Raw genomic sequence first — 15,542 nt, 5'->3', positions numbered from 1 at the left:
CTGACAATCGGCTCCGGCGACCGGCCCGGGCCGTTCGTCCGACGGTCCGGGTCAGGGAACCGTGCGCGAGACGACGTACACCTTCGGGGCGTTCGGGACGGTCAGGTTGACCATGACGTCCTGGGTGGGCGCCGGATCCTTCTGCGCGTGGGTCAGGCCCCACCAGGAGCGCGGGCCGTCGAACTTCCAGCCGCTGATCTTCTGGTCGCGCTCGCTGATGGAGATCTCGCCCTTCTTCAGCTCGGCGCGGCTGACGCCCATGCCGGTGAGGAAGGCGGCGAGGCCCGCGTCGGTGGTCCGGAACTGGACGTAGAGGCGGCTGGTCTTCCAGTTGTTGGTCTCGTAGGAGGCGACCAGGTCGGCGGGGTGCGGCACGGGTACCTGGTAGAGGCGGCGCTGGACCTTGGACGGCCAGTCGGGCGTGAGGCCCGTCGCCGAGTACTTCGCCTCCTTGTCCTTGCCGCTGTCGCGGCTCTGGTTGGCGGAGATCACCAGATAGCCGGCCGGGACGCCGATGAGCAGGCCGATGATGAGCAGCGTGATCGCCCTGCGGCGGTTCCGGTGCCGGCGGTCCTCGGCGGGACGCCCCGGTTCGTCCGGGGGCGCCGAGGCCTGGCGCGGCAGGGAGGCCGTCATGCGGTGTCCCGGGACGTACGACGGGCCTCCACGTACCGCTCGTAGCGCTCGTGCCGCTCCACCCGGCGCCGGTTGGCGCGCCGGAAGCGGCGGGCGACCAGGCGGGCGAGGTCGGCGGCGCCGACCATGCCGGCCTCGGGGCCGAGCTGGGCGCGGGCGATACGGGCCTCGGGGCGGTAGCCGCGGCCGGTGAGCTGGCGCTTGAACGCGTCCCGCGCGGGGCCGATCAGCAGGTCGTCGGCGGCGCTGACGCCACCGCCGATGACGAAGCACGACGGGTCGAGGGCGGCCGCCAGGTTCGCGATGCCGACCCCGAGCCACTGTCCGATGTCCTGGAGCAGTTCGATGCACATCGCGTCGCCGTCGCGGGCCAGCTCGGTGATCATCGGACCGGTGATGTCGGCGATGTTGCCCTTGACGTGCTCGATGATCCCGTACGCCACCGGGGAGTCGGCGGCGGCCAGCTCCCTGGCCTCCCTGACCAGCGCGTTTCCTGAGCTGTACTGCTCCCAGCAGCCGCGGTTGCCGCACGGGCAGCGGTGGCCGCCGGGGACGACCTGCATGTGGCCGAACTCGCCGGCGACACCGTACTTGCCGCGCTTGACCTGGCCGTCCTCCAGGATCGCGCCGCCGATGCCGGTGCCGAGCGTGATCATGACGAGGTGGTCCTCGCCGCGGCCCGCGCCGAAGCGCCACTCGGCCCAGGCGGCGGTGTTGGCGTCGTTGTCCACGAGGACGGGGACCGCGAGGCGGCCGGCGATGCGGTCGCGCAGCGGCTCGTTGCGCCAGGACAGGTGGGGGGCGAACAGCACGCGGTTGCGGTCGGCGTCGACCCAGCCGGCCGCGCCGATGCCGACCGCGTGCACGTCGTGGCGGTCGGACAGGTCCAGGACCAGTTCGACGATGGTGTCCTCGACGACCTTGGGACTCTTGGACTTGTCCGGGGTCTCGGTGCGGACCTTCTCCAGGATGTTGCCGTCGGCGTCGACGACACCCGCCATGACCTTGGTGCCGCCGATGTCGATGCCCACTGTCGGCACGCGGGGTGCGGTCAGGTGTGAGCGGCGTTCCCGCGTGCCGACGGTCCGCAGGGCGGGGGCGCGGCGGGAGCCTATGGGGGCGCTGAAGTTGCCGTAGGTGCTCATCGGCCCCGATTCTGCCGCACGCTCACGCGAGGTGCCGAACACGGGGCAGCAAAGGGGGGTGTGCGATTCGTTACCGCATGCGGGTGTGTGGGGGCTGAGCGCGCCCACGCGCCGGAGCCGCACGTCGATGCAGCCCCGCGCCCCTAAGGCCGGACCAGAAGCTGGAATTCGAATGAGTAGCGAGTGGGGCGATAGGTGTGGGTGCCGTATTCGACCGCTCTGCCCGTGTCGTCGAAGGTGACGCGTTGCATGGTGAGGAGGGGCGCGCCCGCCTCCTCGGCCAGGCGTTCCGCCTCCTCCGACGTGGCCGCTCGCGCGCCGATGGACTGGCGGGCGCTGTGCAGGGTGATGCCCGCCGCGCGCATCATCCGGTACAGGCCGGTGGCCTCCAGCTGGGCGGTGTCCAGGTCGAGGAGGGCCGGGGGGAGGTAGTTGCACAGGTACGCCATCGGCTCGCCGTGGGCCAGGCGCAGCCGTTCGACCTGGTGCACGTCGCTGCCCTCGGCGACGCCGAGCGCGGCGGCGATCTCGGCCGTGGCGGAGACGACGGTGTTGACGAGGACCTTCGTCGCGGGGCGCTGACCGGCCGCCTCCAGGTCGTCGTAGAGGCTGCTGAGCTCCAGCGGGCGCTTGACCTGGCTGTGCACGACCTGGGTGCCGACTCCACGGCGGCGCACGAGCAGGCCCTTGTCGACGAGCGACTGGATGGCCTGGCGGACGGTGGGCCGGGACAGGCCGAGCCGGGCGGCGAGCTCGATCTCGTTGCCCAGCAGGCTGCCGGGGGTGAGCGTGCCGTGTTCGATCGCGGCCTCCAGCTGCTGGGACAGCTGGAAGTACAACGGCACCGGGCTGCCGCGGTCCACACTGAGCTCGAGCGTCACGGTCGGGTCCACTCCTGGTTTCGGCACGGGCCCGAGCGTAGCTCCGTGGGCTGTTGACGGGAAGTCGTGTAGTCAGATTGTCCGGACATACGCATTGACAGCACGGGGTTCGCGACCACACTTTGTTCACATGCGCATCGGGGTCATAGGGACGGGCCGCATCGGCACCATTCATGCGAACACGCTCAGCCGCCACCGGGAGGTCGGTTCCTTAATTCTCACGGACGCGGACGGCGCACGGGCCCAGGAGCTCGCGCACCGGCTGGGCGAGACCGCTGCCCCCGGCGTCGACGAGATCTTCAAGTGGGGCGTGGACGCGGTGGTGATCACCACCGCGACCTCGGCCCACGCGGAGCTGATCGGCCGGGCGGCGCGCTCGGGCCTGCCGGTGTTCTGCGAGAAGCCCATCGCGCTCGACCTGCCCGGCACCCTGCAGGCCATCGCCGAGGTGGAGACCGCCGGGACGATTCTCCAGATGGGTTTCCAGCGCCGCTTCGACGCGGGCTACACCGGCGCGCGGGAGGCCGTGCGCTCGGGGCGGCTCGGACGGCTGCACACCGTGCGGGCGCTCACCTCCGACCAGGCGCCGCCGCCGGCGGAGTGGCTGCCGCTGTCCGGCGGGCTGTACCGGGACACCCTGATCCACGACTTCGACATCCTGCGCTGGGTGACCGGGCACGAGGTCGTCGACGTGTACGCGGCCGGGTCCGACGCCGGTCCGCCGATGTTCCGGGCCGCCGGGGACGTCGACACCGCGGCGGCGGTGCTCACCCTCGACGACGGGACCCTCGCGACGGCCACGGCCACGCGGCTGAACGGCGCCGGGTACGACGTGCGCATGGAGCTCGCCGGCGAGCTGGACCAGGTCGTGGTGGGCCTGGACGACCGCACGCCGATCGCGTCCACGGAACCCACCGGGCCACCCGCGGCGGACAAGCCGTGGACGGGGTTCCTGGAGCGGTTCGGACCGGCGTACGAGGCCGAACTGGCCGCGTTCATCGAAGTGGTCCGGGGCGAGCGGGCGAACCCCTGCGACGGGCGCGAGGCATTGCAGGCGCTAAGGATCGCCGAGGCGTGCGAGCTGTCCCGGCGCGAGCGCAGGGCCGTGCGGCTGGCGGAGCTCCCGGGCAGCACGAGCGCGGCCGCGCTCTGAACCCGGTCCGCCCGGTGGCGCACGGCGGGCCCCGAGATCTCCCCGTCCCGCCGTGCTGTTATCACCCCGCCGAGCCCTGCCACCGGACCGGCAGGCTCCGCACTCCTCTGATCAGCATCCCCGGCAGCCACTCCCCCGGCGGTCCGTCGAGCGCCAGGACGGGGGCACGCTCCAGCAGGGTCCTGATCGCCGTGCGGGCCTCCAGGCGGGCCAGCGGGGCGCCCAGGCAGTAGTGGACGCCGTGGCCGAACGCGAGGTGCCCGCGGGGGTCGCGGCGGATGTCGAAGCGGTCCGGGGCCGGGTAGCGGGAGTCGTCGCGGTCGGCCGCGCTCAGGCAGATCATCACCGGGTCGCCCTTGGCTATGGCCCGGCCCGCTATCTCCAGGGGCTCGGCGGCGTACCGGAAGGTCGCGTTCTCCACCGGGCCCTCGTAGCGCAGCGCCTCCTCGACGGCGCCGTCGACCAGGCTCGTGTCGGCGCGCAGGGCCGCGAGTTGGCCGGGGTGGGTGAGCAGGGCGTGCACGCAGTTGGTGATGAGGTTGACCGTGGTCTCGTGGCCAGCGATCAGCAGCAGGAAGGCCATGCCGCGCAGTTCCGAGGGGGAGAGCCGGTCGCCGTCCTCGGCGGTGGTGCGGATGAGGTCGCCGAGCAGGTCGTCACCCGGTCCGGCGCACCGCTTGTCCTCGATGAGCTCCGTCAGGTACACGCCGAGGCGCCGGACGGCGTCGTACGAGCTCTCCGGGCTGGTGGGAGCCACGACCTCGGTGGACAGCTTGCGGAACTCGGTGCGGTCCATCTCGGGCACGCCGAGGAGTTCGCAGATCACGGTGATCGGCAGCGGGTAGGCGAGGTATTGCACCAGGTCGGCGCGGCCGTGCGGCAGCATCGCGTCGAGGAGGTCGTCGGTGATCTGCTGGATCCTGGGCCGCAGCCGCTCGACCCGGCGCAGGGTGAAGGCGCGGGACACCAGGCCGCGCAGCCGGGTGTGCTCGGGCGGGTCACTGGCGAGCAGATGGCGGCCGATCAGTCCCTCGTCGTCGAACACCACGCCGATCCTGCGGCCGTCCTTGGACAGTCGCGGATCGGCGAGGGCCGCGCGTGCCTCCGCGCGCCCTACGACGAGCCAGGTCGAGTAGTCGGCGTCGGAGCCGGGCGGTCGCACCCGGTGCACGGGACCGAGGGCGCGCAACCGGGCGTACACGGGGTGCGGATCGGCTCGGAACGCGTCGCCGTACTCCCCCAGATCGATCACTGCTTCGGGCATGGGCTCCCCCTTCGTCCCGTCGACGCCCCGCTCGTCCCGTCAACGCCCCGCGACCGCGTCTAGTGCCCGTCCGGCCCCGGTTCCTCGGTCGGCTCCAGCAGTCCCGCGTCGTGGACCGACAACGCGATCTGCACCCGGTTGTTGAGATCGAGCTTGGCCAGGACACGGGACACATGCGTCTTGACGGTGGCGACGCTCATGTAGAGGGCGGCGGCGATCTCGGCGTTGGACAGGCCCCGGCCGACGGCGACGGCGACCTCGCGCTCACGGTCGTTGAGGGCGGCGAGGCGCTCACGCGCGCGTGCCCGTCGGGTGCCGGCGCCGCCGGCCGCGTGCGCCATCAGCTGCCGGGTGACGGTCGGCGACAGGACGGGGTCGCCGGCCGCGACCCGGCGGACGGCGGCGAGGATCTCGGCGGGCGGGGTGTCCTTGAGGACGAATCCGGCGGCGCCCGCGCGCAGCGCGCGCAGGACCTGCTCGTCGGCGTGGAAGGTGGTCAGGACGACGACCTGCGGGGCGTCGGGGAGGCCGCGCAGCCGTTCGGTGGCCGTGAGGCCGTCCACCGCAGGCATCCTGATGTCCATGAGGACGACGTCCGGGCGGGTCCGGTCGACGGCGGCCTCGACCTCGGTGCCGTCCGCCGCCTCTCCGACGATCTCGATGTCCTCGGCTCCGCCCATCATCAGGGACAGACCGGCCCGCACCAGGGGGTCGTCGTCGACGAGGAGCAGTCTGATCACAGTCATGGGCCCCACGTAACCACGCGAGGGCGGGGTGCGATCACCCTTGCGGGCGGGCGAGTTGGTCCACCGCCGACACCCCGGGCCGTCACCCCCACGGCAGCCACGCCCGCACCGCGAACGCCCCGTCCGTCTCCACGCCGTGCTCCAGCCGGCCCCCGGCGAGCGTGGCGCGCTCGGTGAGGCCGATCAGACCCTGGCCCGAGCCGGGGACGTGCGGCACCTCGCCCTCGGGCGGGGGGTTCCGGACGGTCACGCAGAGGCCCTCGCCCGGGCCGCCGGTGACGGTGACCGTGACCTCCGTGCCGGGGGCGTGCTTGCGGGCGTTGGTGAGGCTCTCCTGGGCGATGCGGTAGGCGGTGCGGCCCACGGAGGCGGGCACGGCGGCGGGATCGGCGATCCGGCTGTCGAGGATGACCTTCATGCCGGCCTCACGGGACTCGGCGACCAGGGTGTCGAGCGCGGCGAGGGTCGGCTGCGGGCGGCCCATGTCGTCGTGGTCCGCGGCCCGCAGCACGCCGATGATCTCCCGCAGGTCCTGGAGCGCCTCGTGCGCGCTCTCCCGGATGACGCCGGCCGCCCGCGCGACCTCCTCCTGGGGCGCGTCCGGCCGGAACTCCAGGGCGCCCGCGTGGACGCTGAGCAGCGTCAGCCGGTGCGCGAGGACGTCGTGCATCTCGCGGGCGATGGCCTCGCGGGCGAGCCGCTGTGCCTGCTCGGCCCGCAGCCGCGCCTCCGTCTCGGCGCGCCGGGCGCGGTCGCGCAGGCTGAACATGAGCTGCCGTTTGGCCCGTACGAGCAGGCCCCAGCCGACGGCAGAGACGATCAGGACCACCGAGAGGACGACCGAGACGAGGTACGGCAGGTCCGCGTCGGGCCGCAGCCGGAAGGTGAGGGGGACCGCGGCGATGTCGACGGCGGTCACCCAGGCGACGTACCGGAACGGGCGGTGCACGGCGAGGGTGAAGACGGCGATCGCGCAGGCGCCGCCGGCGGTGTCCGAGAGCACGCCGAGCGGGATCGTGGCCAGGGCCAGGCCGAGGGGCCAGCGGCGGCGCAGCCACACGGCCGCGCAGGCGAGCGCGCCGAGCAGCTGGTCGAGCTCGGCCGCGGTCTGCGAGACATGCGGGTTGTCGCCCACGGCGTCCGCCGCGAGCAGGCCGACGAAGACGGCCAGGAGGAAGCAGGAGAAGTCGACGAGCCAGTCGCGCGCGGTGCGCCGGGGCCGCCGTCCGGGCCGCGCGCCGGCGGGGTCGAACTCGTGGATCACGGCGGACGGCAGCAGCCAGCGCCGGCCGGGGAAGGCCGGGGGTTCGGGAACCGTCTCGTCAACGCTCACGGTCGACAAATCTACGCAGTGAGGTCCGGGCGCACCTCTCCATGACCGGGATCGGCGACGAAAGTCGCGGCACCGCAGACTTTCGTCGCGGACGGCCGCGCGGGGCCGATGCTTCGGTGGAACGGGGATCGCCCCGCGGCCGATGTTCGTGGGGGTGGCCGCGGGGCGAGGGTCTTCCCATGAAGCACCTGCTGGAACTGCTCGGCTTCCTCGCCCTGGTGCAGGGCGGGATGGGCCTGCTGCACGAGTTCACCGACTGGCACATCGGACTCGTCCAGCGGATCGGTGTCCTCGACGGCTACGAGATCTACGCGAGCGTTGCCCTGATCGTGCTGGCGTTCGCGCTGTTCGCCGCCGCGGAGAGCCGGGGTTCAGGCTGAACGCGGACCACCGCGCCGCGCTCTCCCGGCTGTTGCGCCCCTGTCAGCAGCCGTAGTTGACCAGGTTGAAGGTGGCGTAGTGGTCCGCGGTGTAGTAGTCCTCCTGGGTCTTCTCACCGGTGACGATCCGGCGTGCTCCGCGCGTGGAGGAGCCGGGCGTGATCACCGTGTACTCGTGGTAGTACCCGGTCGACCGGCTCGGCAGGACGCCTTCGCGGTTCTGGAAGACGACCCCGTCCTGCGAGTAGGGGTAGGGGCCGCCCTGCTCGATCAGGTCCAGGGTGTCGTACGCCTGGGAGGGCAGCTTGGAGTAGCAGATGCTGCCGACGGCCGCGGCCGCCGGGGTGGCCGTGGTGACGGTACCGCCGACGAGGAGGGCGGACAGGACGGCGACAGCGGCGCCGGTGCGAGTGATCCGTGGGGGGAATCTCATGCCTTCATGATGACGCGCGTAGACCGTGGCATGTCAATGACAACTCCGTGGTTTTTCCCGTCAAGTCCGATGAGTTTTCAGGGAGTTAACCTGCCGCCCGAGGTCTTCACGAACCCCCGGCGGCGGCCGGGCCGCACACGTCCCACCAGGGGCGAGGTCCTTGTCCGTTCACCGCCAGCGGTTCGGGGGCCGCACCGGTGGGATGGGTGTCATGACAACGACTCACGGAACTCTGAACGGCAAGGTCGCGCTCGTCACCGGGGGCAGCCGGGGAATCGGTGCGGCCACGGCGGTGCGGCTGGCGCGGGAGGGCGCGGACGTGGCCGTGACGTACGTGGACGGCAAGGAGGCGGCCTCGGACGTCGTACGGCGGGTCGAGGCGCTGGGGCGGCGGGCCCTCGCCCTGCGGGCCGACTCCGCGGATCCGCGGGAGGCGGCGGGGGCGGTGCTGCGTACGGCGGAGGTGTACGGCGGGCTGGACGTCCTCGTGAACAACGCGGGGGTGGGGGCGCTCGGTCCGTTGGACGATCTGTCGCTCGCTCAGGTCGACCGGGTGCTGGCCGTCAACGTGCGCGGGGTGTTCCTGGCCTCGCAGGCGGCGGCTGCCCGGATGCGGGACGGCGGCCGGATCATCACGATCGGCAGCTGTATGACCCAGCGGGTGCCCGGCCCCGGCGGGACCCTGTACGCGACGAGCAAGTCGGCGCTGATCGGGCTGACCAAGGCTCTCGCGCGTGAGCTGGGGTCACGGGGGATCACGGCGAACATCGTGCATCCCGGGCCCATCGACACGGACATGAATCCGGGGGACGGGCCGCACGCGGCGGGGCAGGCCGCGGCGACGGCGGCGGGGCGGTTCGGGACGCCGGAGGAGGTGGCGTCGATGGTGGCGTACCTGGCGGACGCGGAGTACGTCACCGGTGCGGAGTTCTCGGTGGACGGGGGGTACACGGCGTGAGGCAGAGGCTCCTTCTCCCGCCCCCACCGTCCTGCCCGCGCTGTCCCAGGGGGCGTTGCTCCCTGGGACAGGGCTGACACCTGTCTCAGCCGCCCAGTTCCTGGTGCCTCGCCGACAGTGCGGCCGAACCCGCCTCCGTCAGCGAACCGAACAGCCGCAGGCGCGAGATGCCGCCGTCCGGGAAGATGTCCACGCGTGCGTGCGTGCCCACCGCCGGGGCCGGCAGGACGAATCGGTGGTTCGTGTCCGGCTGCAGACGGGTGCGCGGGAGGATCTCCCGCCAGTCGCCGTCCTCGCCGTCCCGGACCGACACCGACGCCCAGCCCGCGCTGTTGCCCTTCAGATACGCCGTGTCGATCTCGATCGCCCGGATCCGGGACTGGGCCACCAGCCGGTAGCGGATCCAGTCGTTCCCCTGATCGCGGCGGCGCCGGGTCTCCCAGCCGTCGTCCATCTTGCGGGAGCGGCCCGGCTGGATGGTGTTCGACGCGGGCGAGTAGAAGAGGTTCGACGCGTCCTCCGCGCGGCCGCCGTTCTCCAGGGCGACCACGTCGAAGGCGCCGAGGACCTCAAGCCACGCCGGGTCCGGGACGACCTCGCCGTACACGCGCAGGCGGGCGATGCCGCCGTCGGGGTGCTGGTTGACCCGCAGGTGGGTGAAGCACTGTTCCAGGGACACGGAGAAGCCGTTCGCCGCGTGGCCGCCGACCGGTGTCCGCGGGACGAGCGTCGTCCACTTCACGTCGTCGCCCAGCAGTTCCTCCGGGGACGGGGAGCCCGCCACGGACGTGCCTTCGACCGACACCGCCTGCGGGTAGTTCCCACGGAAGTGCGCCGTGTCGACCACGATCCCCCGGACCACGCCGGGTGCGCCGAGGCGCACCAGCGCCCAGTCGTGGTCCTCGGCCGTCGGCCAGGGGTGCTCGGCCGATGCGCCCCGGCGGCGGCGCGTCTCCCAGCCGTCCATGATCTTGCCCTTGTGCCCGAAGTGCTCGGGGTCGAACTCGGCCCGCCCGGGAAGCAGCAGGTTCTCCCGCTGGGCGAAGAACTCGTCGTTGGCGGCGATGACCGCGGCGCCGAGGGTCCGCGCGGCGAGGTCGGCGTACTGGGTGAAGGGGAAGTCTGCGGTGCGGTAGTCCGCGTAGGGGTCACCGCCGCCGTACGGGTTCGCGTCGCCGGTGAAGCTGGGAATCGCCGTCACGTACATGGGCCTTTCTGGAGTTGCCGGTGCGGGTGGATGGCGGATCAGGGCGTACGGGTGAGCAGTCGGCCCTTCGGAGCGGTGAACTCGCCGTCCGCCACGATGCGTTCGCCGCGCAGCCAGGTCGACTTCACCACCCCGTACAGGGTCTTGCCCGCGTAGGCCGTCACACGGTTGCGGTGCTGGAGGGCCGCGGGGTCCACGGTGAAGGTCTCGTCGGGCGCGAGGACCGCGAAGTCGGCGTCGCGGCCGGCCTCGATGGCGCCCTTGCGCGCGTCCAGGCCCACCAACTCGGCCGTGCGCGCGGACATCCAGCGGACCACGTCCTCCAGCGAGTGACCGCGTCTGCGGGCCTCGGTCCAGACCGCCGCCAGGCTCAGCTGGAGACCCGAGATGCCGCCCCAGGCCGTGGCGAAGTCGTCCGTCTTAAGGTCGGCCGTGGACGGGGAGTGGTCGGTGACCACGCAGTCGACGGTGCCGTCGGCCAGCGCCTGCCACAGCAGGTCCTGGTTGGCGGACTCCCGGATGGGCGGGCAGCACTTGAACTCGCTGGCGCCGTCCGGGACTTCCTCGGCGGTGAGGGTGAGGTAGTGCGGGCAGGTCTCCACGGTGACGCGGACACCGTCCGCCTTCGCCCGGGCGATCAGCGGGAGCGCGTCGCTCGACGACAGGTGCAGGACGTGCACGCGCGCGTTCAACCGCTTCGCCTGGGCGATGAGTTGGGCGATCGCGGTGTCCTCGGCGTCGCGCGGACGGGACGCCAGGAAGTCGGCGTACCGGGGGCCGGGCTGCTGCGGGGCGGCCTCCAGGTGGTGCGGGTCCTCGGCGTGCACGATCAGCAGCCCGTCGAAGGAGGCGATCTCGGCCAGGGACCGGGCGAGGCCGTCCTGGTCGAGATGCGGGAACTCGTCCACCCCGGACGGCGACAGGAACGCCTTGAAGCCGAAGACACCCGACTCGTGCAGCGGACGCAGGTCCTTGACGTTGTCGGGCAGGGCGCCGCCCCAGAAGCCGACGTCGATGTGGGCCTTGTCGGCGGCGACCTCCTGCTTCGTGCGCAGGTGGTCGACCGTCGTCGTGGGCGGGAGGGAGTTGAGCGGCATGTCGACGAGGGTGGTGATGCCGCCGGCCGCCGCCGCGCGCGTGGCGGTCCAGAAGCCCTCCCACTCGGTGCGGCCCGGGTCGTTGACGTGCACATGGGTGTCGACCAGACCGGGCAGCAGGACGTCGTCCCCGAGATCCTCCAGGCGGACGCCCGACGGTACGTCCGCGTCGTACGGCAGTACGGCCGCGATCTTTCCGTCGGCGACCGCGACGGACGCGGGCCGCGTCCCCTCGGGCGTGATGACGCGCGTCGAGCGCAGCACCAGTTCAGCGTCGGACACCCGGACCCCTCTCTGCCGCCGTTAACTTCCGCGTAACGGAATTCAACTTTCTGTTGAAGGAGTCTTCACTCCCGGTCGAGCGCCGTCAAGGGCACACTTCTCCAGGGTGCGCCCCACGTCGACACTCTGGACGTTTCCACAAAGTGGAATTAGGATTCCATAAAGCAGAACGTAGCTATGCACCAGCGGGGAGTCAACCGACTGCCGGGTAGGCTTCTGCCCTCCTGCCCAGACCCGACAGGCAGCCCCGAAAGGAACGCGCCGTGCCGACGTCCAGCGCCAGCACCACCGACTCCGCCAAGTCCGCCGGTGGCGGGGTCCAGTCCCTTGAGCGCGCCTTCGATCTGCTGGAGCGGATGGCGGACGCGGGCGGGGAAGTCGGACTGAGCGAGCTGTCCGCGACCAGCGGGCTGCCCCTGCCGACCATTCACCGCCTGATGCGGACACTGGTGACCTGCGGATACGTCCGCCAGCAGCCCAACCGGCGCTACGCCCTCGGCCCGCGCCTGATCCGCCTCGGCGAGTCGGCCTCCCGGCTGCTCGGCACCTGGGCCCGCCCGTACCTCGCCCGCCTGGTCGAGGAGACCGGCGAGACGGCCAACATGGCCCTGCTCGACGGGGACGAGATCGTCTACGTCGCCCAGGTGCCCTCCAAGCACTCGATGCGGATGTTCACCGAGGTCGGCCGGCGGGTCCTGCCGCACTCCACGGGTGTCGGCAAGGCCCTGCTCGCCCACACCCCCGACGACGAGGTGCGCGCCCTGCTCGCCCGGACCGGCATGCCGGCCGCGACGGAGAAGACGATCACCACGCCGGACGGCTTCCTCGCGGCCCTGGCGGACGTGCGCGGCAAGGGCTACGCGGTCGACGACAACGAACAGGAGATCGGCGTCCGCTGCCTCGCGGTGTCGGTGCCCAACTCCCCCACCGCCGCCGCCATTTCGATCTCCGGCCCGGCCGGACGGGTCACCGAGGCGGCCACCGAGAAGATCGTGCCGGTGCTGCAGCAGGTGGCCGGGGAACTGTCGGAGGCACTGGCCAGCCAGAACCCGGCCTGACCGACTCGTTCGCCCACCCCCCGGAGCGGGCGCGGACCGGCCGTGCGCGGCCGGACCCGGCCTAGCGGCGCGGCTCCCCGAACAGCTCCACCGCGTCACGCACCGCCGTCAGCCCTCGTGACAGCGCGCTCACCGACCCGATCGCCCCGGCGATCAGGAGCAACGACCGCCGCAGGCGCGGGACTTCGGGCGCGCCGTCGATCGTCATGGCGGCCAGCGCGGCCAGTTCGTCCTCGGCGATGCCCCGGTCGGGGAACTCGGCCGGGTGCGCGGCGAGCTGGCGGCGGAGCCGGGACACCGCGGTCCGCAGTTCCGCCACTCTCGGATCGTTGTCGCTGCCGGTCACTGGCCTCTGCCCCACGCTCCGCAACACAGCTCTCCCCCCGCACACCTTCGTGCGCCCCAGCGTCGTGAAGGCCCTTCGGTGTCGGTCAGCCCCGAGGGACGCGGGTCAGTAAACGCCACGCAGGGCGCCAGGCGCCACCGTACGGACCGAAATTCAGCCCGTGGAAACCCGGCGCACACCGGCGCGTCAGGTATGCAGGACGCATGACGGAGAACGAACGGCAGGTGGCCGGACTGCTTCTGGCCGCGGGCGGCGGCCGACGGCTCGGCGGGCGGCCCAAGGCGCTGCTCGCGCACCGGGGCCGCCCGCTGGTCGAACACGGGGTCGGCGTTCTGCGGGCAGCCGGCTGCACCCGTGTGCACGTGGTCCTGGGGGCGTCCGCGGCGGTCGTACGGGAGCGGGCCGAGCTCGGTGGCTGTGTGCTCGTGGAGAACCCGGAGTGGGCCGGCGGCATGGGGTCGTCGCTGCGGGCCGGGCTCGACTCGCTCGCGGGAACGGACGCGCGGGCCGCGCTGGTCTCGCTCGTCGACCAGCCCGGCATCGGGGCGGCGGCCGTGCGCCGGGTGCTCGCCGCCTACGAGGACGAGACCTCGCTCGTCTCGGCGGCCTATGACGGCGTGCGGGGTCACCCCGTCCTGCTCGGCGCCGCGCACTGGAGCGAGATCGCGGCGACTGCGACCGGTGACCGGGGGGCACGCGCCTATCTGAAGGAGCACCACGGCTCGATCACGCTCGTCGAGTGCGGGGACGTGGCCGAGCCGTACGACATCGACACGCCCGCCGATCTGACCCACCTTGAGTGAACGGGGTGGCACGCAGAGCCACTCTTGCTCGACTCGGAGAATCTCGACATCAACAAACCATTGAACTTCCACGATGAGGAAACTAGTATCCACTGCTCAGAAGCGCCCTGCCTCTGCGAGGGGCGCCGCTCGCGTACCCGGTTCGACTGGCACCCGGTGCCACCGCTGAAGGAAGTGACCGCTCATGTCCGCACCAGCGCCGTCCCCGCTGGCCATCGTCGACGCCGAGCCCCTGCCGCGGCAGGAGGAGGTCCTCACCGAGGCGGCCCTCGCCTTCGTGGCCGAGCTGCACCGCCGGTTCACGCCCCGGCGTGACGAGCTCCTCGCCCGCCGCGCCGAGCGCCGCGCCGAGATCGCCCGCACCTCCACGCTCGACTTCCTCCCGGAGACCGCCGCGATCCGCGCGGACGACTCCTGGAAGGTGGCCCCCTCCCCCGCGGCCCTGGACGACCGCCGGGTCGAGATCACCGGTCCCACCGACCGCAAGATGACGATCAACGCCCTGAACTCCGGGGCGAAGGTGTGGCTCGCGGACTTCGAGGACGCCTCGGCGCCGACGTGGGAGAACGTCGTCCTGGGGCAGGTAAACCTCGCGGACGCGTACACCCGGAACATCGACTTCACGGACGAGAGGTCCGGCAAGTCGTACGCCCTCAAGGCCGACGAGGAGCTCGCCACCGTCGTCATGCGCCCGCGCGGCTGGCACCTGAACGAGCGGCACCTGGTCGACGCGGACGGTGCCCAGGTCCCGGGCGCGCTCGTCGACTTCGGCCTGTACTTCTTCCACAACGCCCAGCGGCTGCTCGACCTCGGCAAGGGGCCGTACTTCTACCTCCCGAAGACCGAGTCGCACCTTGAGGCGCGGCTGTGGAACGACGTGTTCGTCTTCGCTCAGGAGTACTGCGGCATCCCGCAGGGCACCGTCCGGGCCACCGTGCTGATCGAGACGATCACGGCGGCGTACGAGATGGAGGAGATCCTCTACGAACTCCGCGACCACGCCTCCGGGTTGAACGCGGGCCGCTGGGACTACCTGTTCTCCATCGTCAAGAACTTCCGTGACGGCGGCGCCAAGTTCGTCCTGCCGGACCGCAACGCGGTCACGATGACGGCTCCGTTCATGCGCGCGTACACCGAACTCCTCGTCCGCACCTGCCACAAGCGCGGGGCGCACGCGATCGGCGGCATGGCGGCGTTCATCCCGTCGCGCCGGGACGCCGAGGTCAACAAGGTGGCCTTCGAGAAGGTCCGCGCCGACAAGGACCGCGAGGCCGGCGACGGCTTCGACGGCTCCTGGGTCGCCCACCCCGACCTGGTCCCGATCGCCATGGAGTCCTTCGACAAGGTCCTCGGCGACCGGCCGAACCAGAAGGACCGGCTGCGCGAGGACGTGCACGTCGAGGCGGCCGACCTGATCGCGATCGACTCGCTGAAGGCCAGGCCGACGTACGACGGCCTGGTCAACGCCGTGCAGGTCGGCATCCGTTACATCGAGGCCTGGCTGCGCGGACTCGGCGCGGTGGCCATCTTCAACCTCATGGAAGACGCGGCCACCGCCGAGATCTCCCGCTCGCAGATCTGGCAGTGGATCAACGCGGGCGTCGAGTTCGAGCACGCCGGACAGACCGTGAAGGCCACCCCGGAGCTGGCCCGCGAGGTCGCCGCCGAGGAGCTCGCGAACATCCGCCGGGAGATCGGCGAGGAGGCCTTCGCGGCCGGACACTGGCAGCAGGCCCACGATCTGCTGCTCCAGGTCTCCCTCGACGACGACTACGCGGACTTCCTGACCCTCCCGGCGTACGAGCAGCTGCGCGGCTGAT

16 protein-coding genes are annotated in these 15,542 nt (G+C 72.0%); 6 read left to right on the top strand and 10 right to left on the bottom strand.

Annotated features, from left to right (window positions below):
* Positions 1-51 precede the first annotated feature (51 nt).
* The 3 genes from AQI94_RS27075 to AQI94_RS27065 all read right to left on the bottom strand — a co-directional run bounded on the left by AQI94_RS27075 (position 52) and on the right by AQI94_RS27065 (position 2,662).
* Complete coding sequence (locus AQI94_RS27075; protein ID WP_031051877.1) at positions 52-636, bottom strand: hypothetical protein; 585 nt, start codon at positions 634-636, stop codon at positions 52-54.
* Complete coding sequence (locus AQI94_RS27070; protein ID WP_031051879.1) at positions 633-1,781, bottom strand: ROK family glucokinase; 1,149 nt, start codon at positions 1,779-1,781, stop codon at positions 633-635. Before AQI94_RS27070 ends, AQI94_RS27075 begins: the two co-directional genes overlap by 4 nt.
* A 143-nt stretch (positions 1,782-1,924) precedes the next feature.
* Entirely contained in the window at positions 1,925-2,662 is a 738-nt protein-coding gene (locus AQI94_RS27065; protein WP_107064297.1) for a GntR family transcriptional regulator, read from the bottom strand.
* A 130-nt stretch (positions 2,663-2,792) separates the two neighbouring features.
* Between AQI94_RS27065 and AQI94_RS27060 the strand changes: the two genes are divergently transcribed.
* Positions 2,793-3,815, top strand: a complete 1,023-nt coding sequence (locus tag AQI94_RS27060) for a Gfo/Idh/MocA family protein (protein WP_031051883.1) — start codon at positions 2,793-2,795, stop codon at positions 3,813-3,815.
* Between the two features lie 61 nt (positions 3,816-3,876).
* Here AQI94_RS27060 and AQI94_RS27055 read toward each other — a convergent pair whose 3' ends face one another.
* The 3 genes from AQI94_RS27055 to AQI94_RS27045 all read right to left on the bottom strand — a co-directional run bounded on the left by AQI94_RS27055 (position 3,877) and on the right by AQI94_RS27045 (position 7,167).
* Positions 3,877-5,079 carry a cytochrome P450 family protein gene (locus tag AQI94_RS27055; RefSeq protein WP_031051886.1) on the bottom strand — a complete coding sequence of 401 codons (1,203 nt, stop codon included), beginning with the start codon at positions 5,077-5,079 and terminating at the stop codon, positions 3,877-3,879.
* 59 nt (positions 5,080-5,138) lie between these two features.
* The gene (locus AQI94_RS27050; RefSeq protein ID WP_208611857.1) at positions 5,139-5,825 is read right to left on the bottom strand and encodes a response regulator transcription factor; all 687 of its coding nucleotides are present in this window, start codon (positions 5,823-5,825) and stop codon (positions 5,139-5,141) included.
* Positions 5,826-5,907: 82 nt separating this feature from the next.
* A complete protein-coding gene (locus AQI94_RS27045) occupies positions 5,908-7,167 on the bottom strand; it encodes a sensor histidine kinase (protein WP_037941625.1) in 1,260 nt (419 codons plus the stop codon).
* A gap of 170 nt (positions 7,168-7,337) precedes the next feature.
* On the opposite strand from AQI94_RS27045, the gene AQI94_RS27040 reads away from it, so the two are divergent.
* Positions 7,338-7,538, top strand: coding sequence for a hypothetical protein (locus AQI94_RS27040; protein WP_031040125.1), 201 nt, complete (start codon positions 7,338-7,340; stop codon positions 7,536-7,538).
* Positions 7,539-7,581: 43 nt separating this feature from the next.
* Here AQI94_RS27040 and AQI94_RS27035 read toward each other — a convergent pair whose 3' ends face one another.
* Positions 7,582-7,971: a ribonuclease domain-containing protein gene (locus AQI94_RS27035; RefSeq protein ID WP_031040124.1), complete on the bottom strand. Its 390-nt coding sequence runs from the start codon at positions 7,969-7,971 to the stop codon at positions 7,582-7,584.
* A gap of 202 nt (positions 7,972-8,173) precedes the next feature.
* Here AQI94_RS27035 and AQI94_RS27030 point away from each other — a divergent pair, with 202 nt between their 5' ends.
* On the top strand, positions 8,174-8,929 hold the full coding sequence (locus tag AQI94_RS27030) for an SDR family NAD(P)-dependent oxidoreductase (RefSeq protein ID WP_031040121.1): 756 nt from the start codon (positions 8,174-8,176) through the stop codon (positions 8,927-8,929).
* A gap of 85 nt (positions 8,930-9,014) precedes the next feature.
* Here AQI94_RS27030 and alc read toward each other — a convergent pair whose 3' ends face one another.
* Together alc and allB are read right to left on the bottom strand one after the other, a co-directional pair.
* Complete coding sequence (gene alc / locus AQI94_RS27025; protein WP_037941627.1) at positions 9,015-10,130, bottom strand: allantoicase; 1,116 nt, start codon at positions 10,128-10,130, stop codon at positions 9,015-9,017.
* 44 nt (positions 10,131-10,174) lie between these two features.
* Positions 10,175-11,515 (bottom strand): allantoinase AllB, encoded by a 1,341-nt coding sequence (gene allB, locus AQI94_RS27020; RefSeq protein ID WP_031040115.1) that lies wholly within the window; start codon positions 11,513-11,515, stop codon positions 10,175-10,177.
* A 263-nt stretch (positions 11,516-11,778) separates the two neighbouring features.
* On the opposite strand from allB, the gene AQI94_RS27015 reads away from it, so the two are divergent.
* Positions 11,779-12,573: an IclR family transcriptional regulator gene (locus AQI94_RS27015; protein ID WP_031040111.1), complete on the top strand. Its 795-nt coding sequence runs from the start codon at positions 11,779-11,781 to the stop codon at positions 12,571-12,573.
* A 61-nt stretch (positions 12,574-12,634) separates the two neighbouring features.
* Here the strand turns inward: AQI94_RS27015 and AQI94_RS27010 are convergent, their stop codons facing one another.
* Positions 12,635-12,919 carry a DUF5955 family protein gene (locus AQI94_RS27010; protein ID WP_031040107.1) on the bottom strand — a complete coding sequence of 95 codons (285 nt, stop codon included), beginning with the start codon at positions 12,917-12,919 and terminating at the stop codon, positions 12,635-12,637.
* A 203-nt stretch (positions 12,920-13,122) separates the two neighbouring features.
* Here AQI94_RS27010 and AQI94_RS27005 point away from each other — a divergent pair, with 203 nt between their 5' ends.
* Positions 13,123-13,722: a nucleotidyltransferase family protein gene (locus tag AQI94_RS27005; protein ID WP_031040104.1), complete on the top strand. Its 600-nt coding sequence runs from the start codon at positions 13,123-13,125 to the stop codon at positions 13,720-13,722.
* 184 nt (positions 13,723-13,906) lie between these two features.
* A complete protein-coding gene (aceB, locus tag AQI94_RS27000; protein WP_031040102.1) occupies positions 13,907-15,541 on the top strand; it encodes a malate synthase A in 1,635 nt (544 codons plus the stop codon).
* The last annotated feature ends 1 nt before the right edge of the window (position 15,542 follow it).

This window comes from Streptomyces pseudovenezuelae (assembly GCF_001513955.1).
GTDB lineage: Bacteria > Actinomycetota > Actinomycetes > Streptomycetales > Streptomycetaceae > Streptomyces > Streptomyces pseudovenezuelae.
This window is presented reverse-complemented; position numbering and strand designations above follow the sequence as displayed.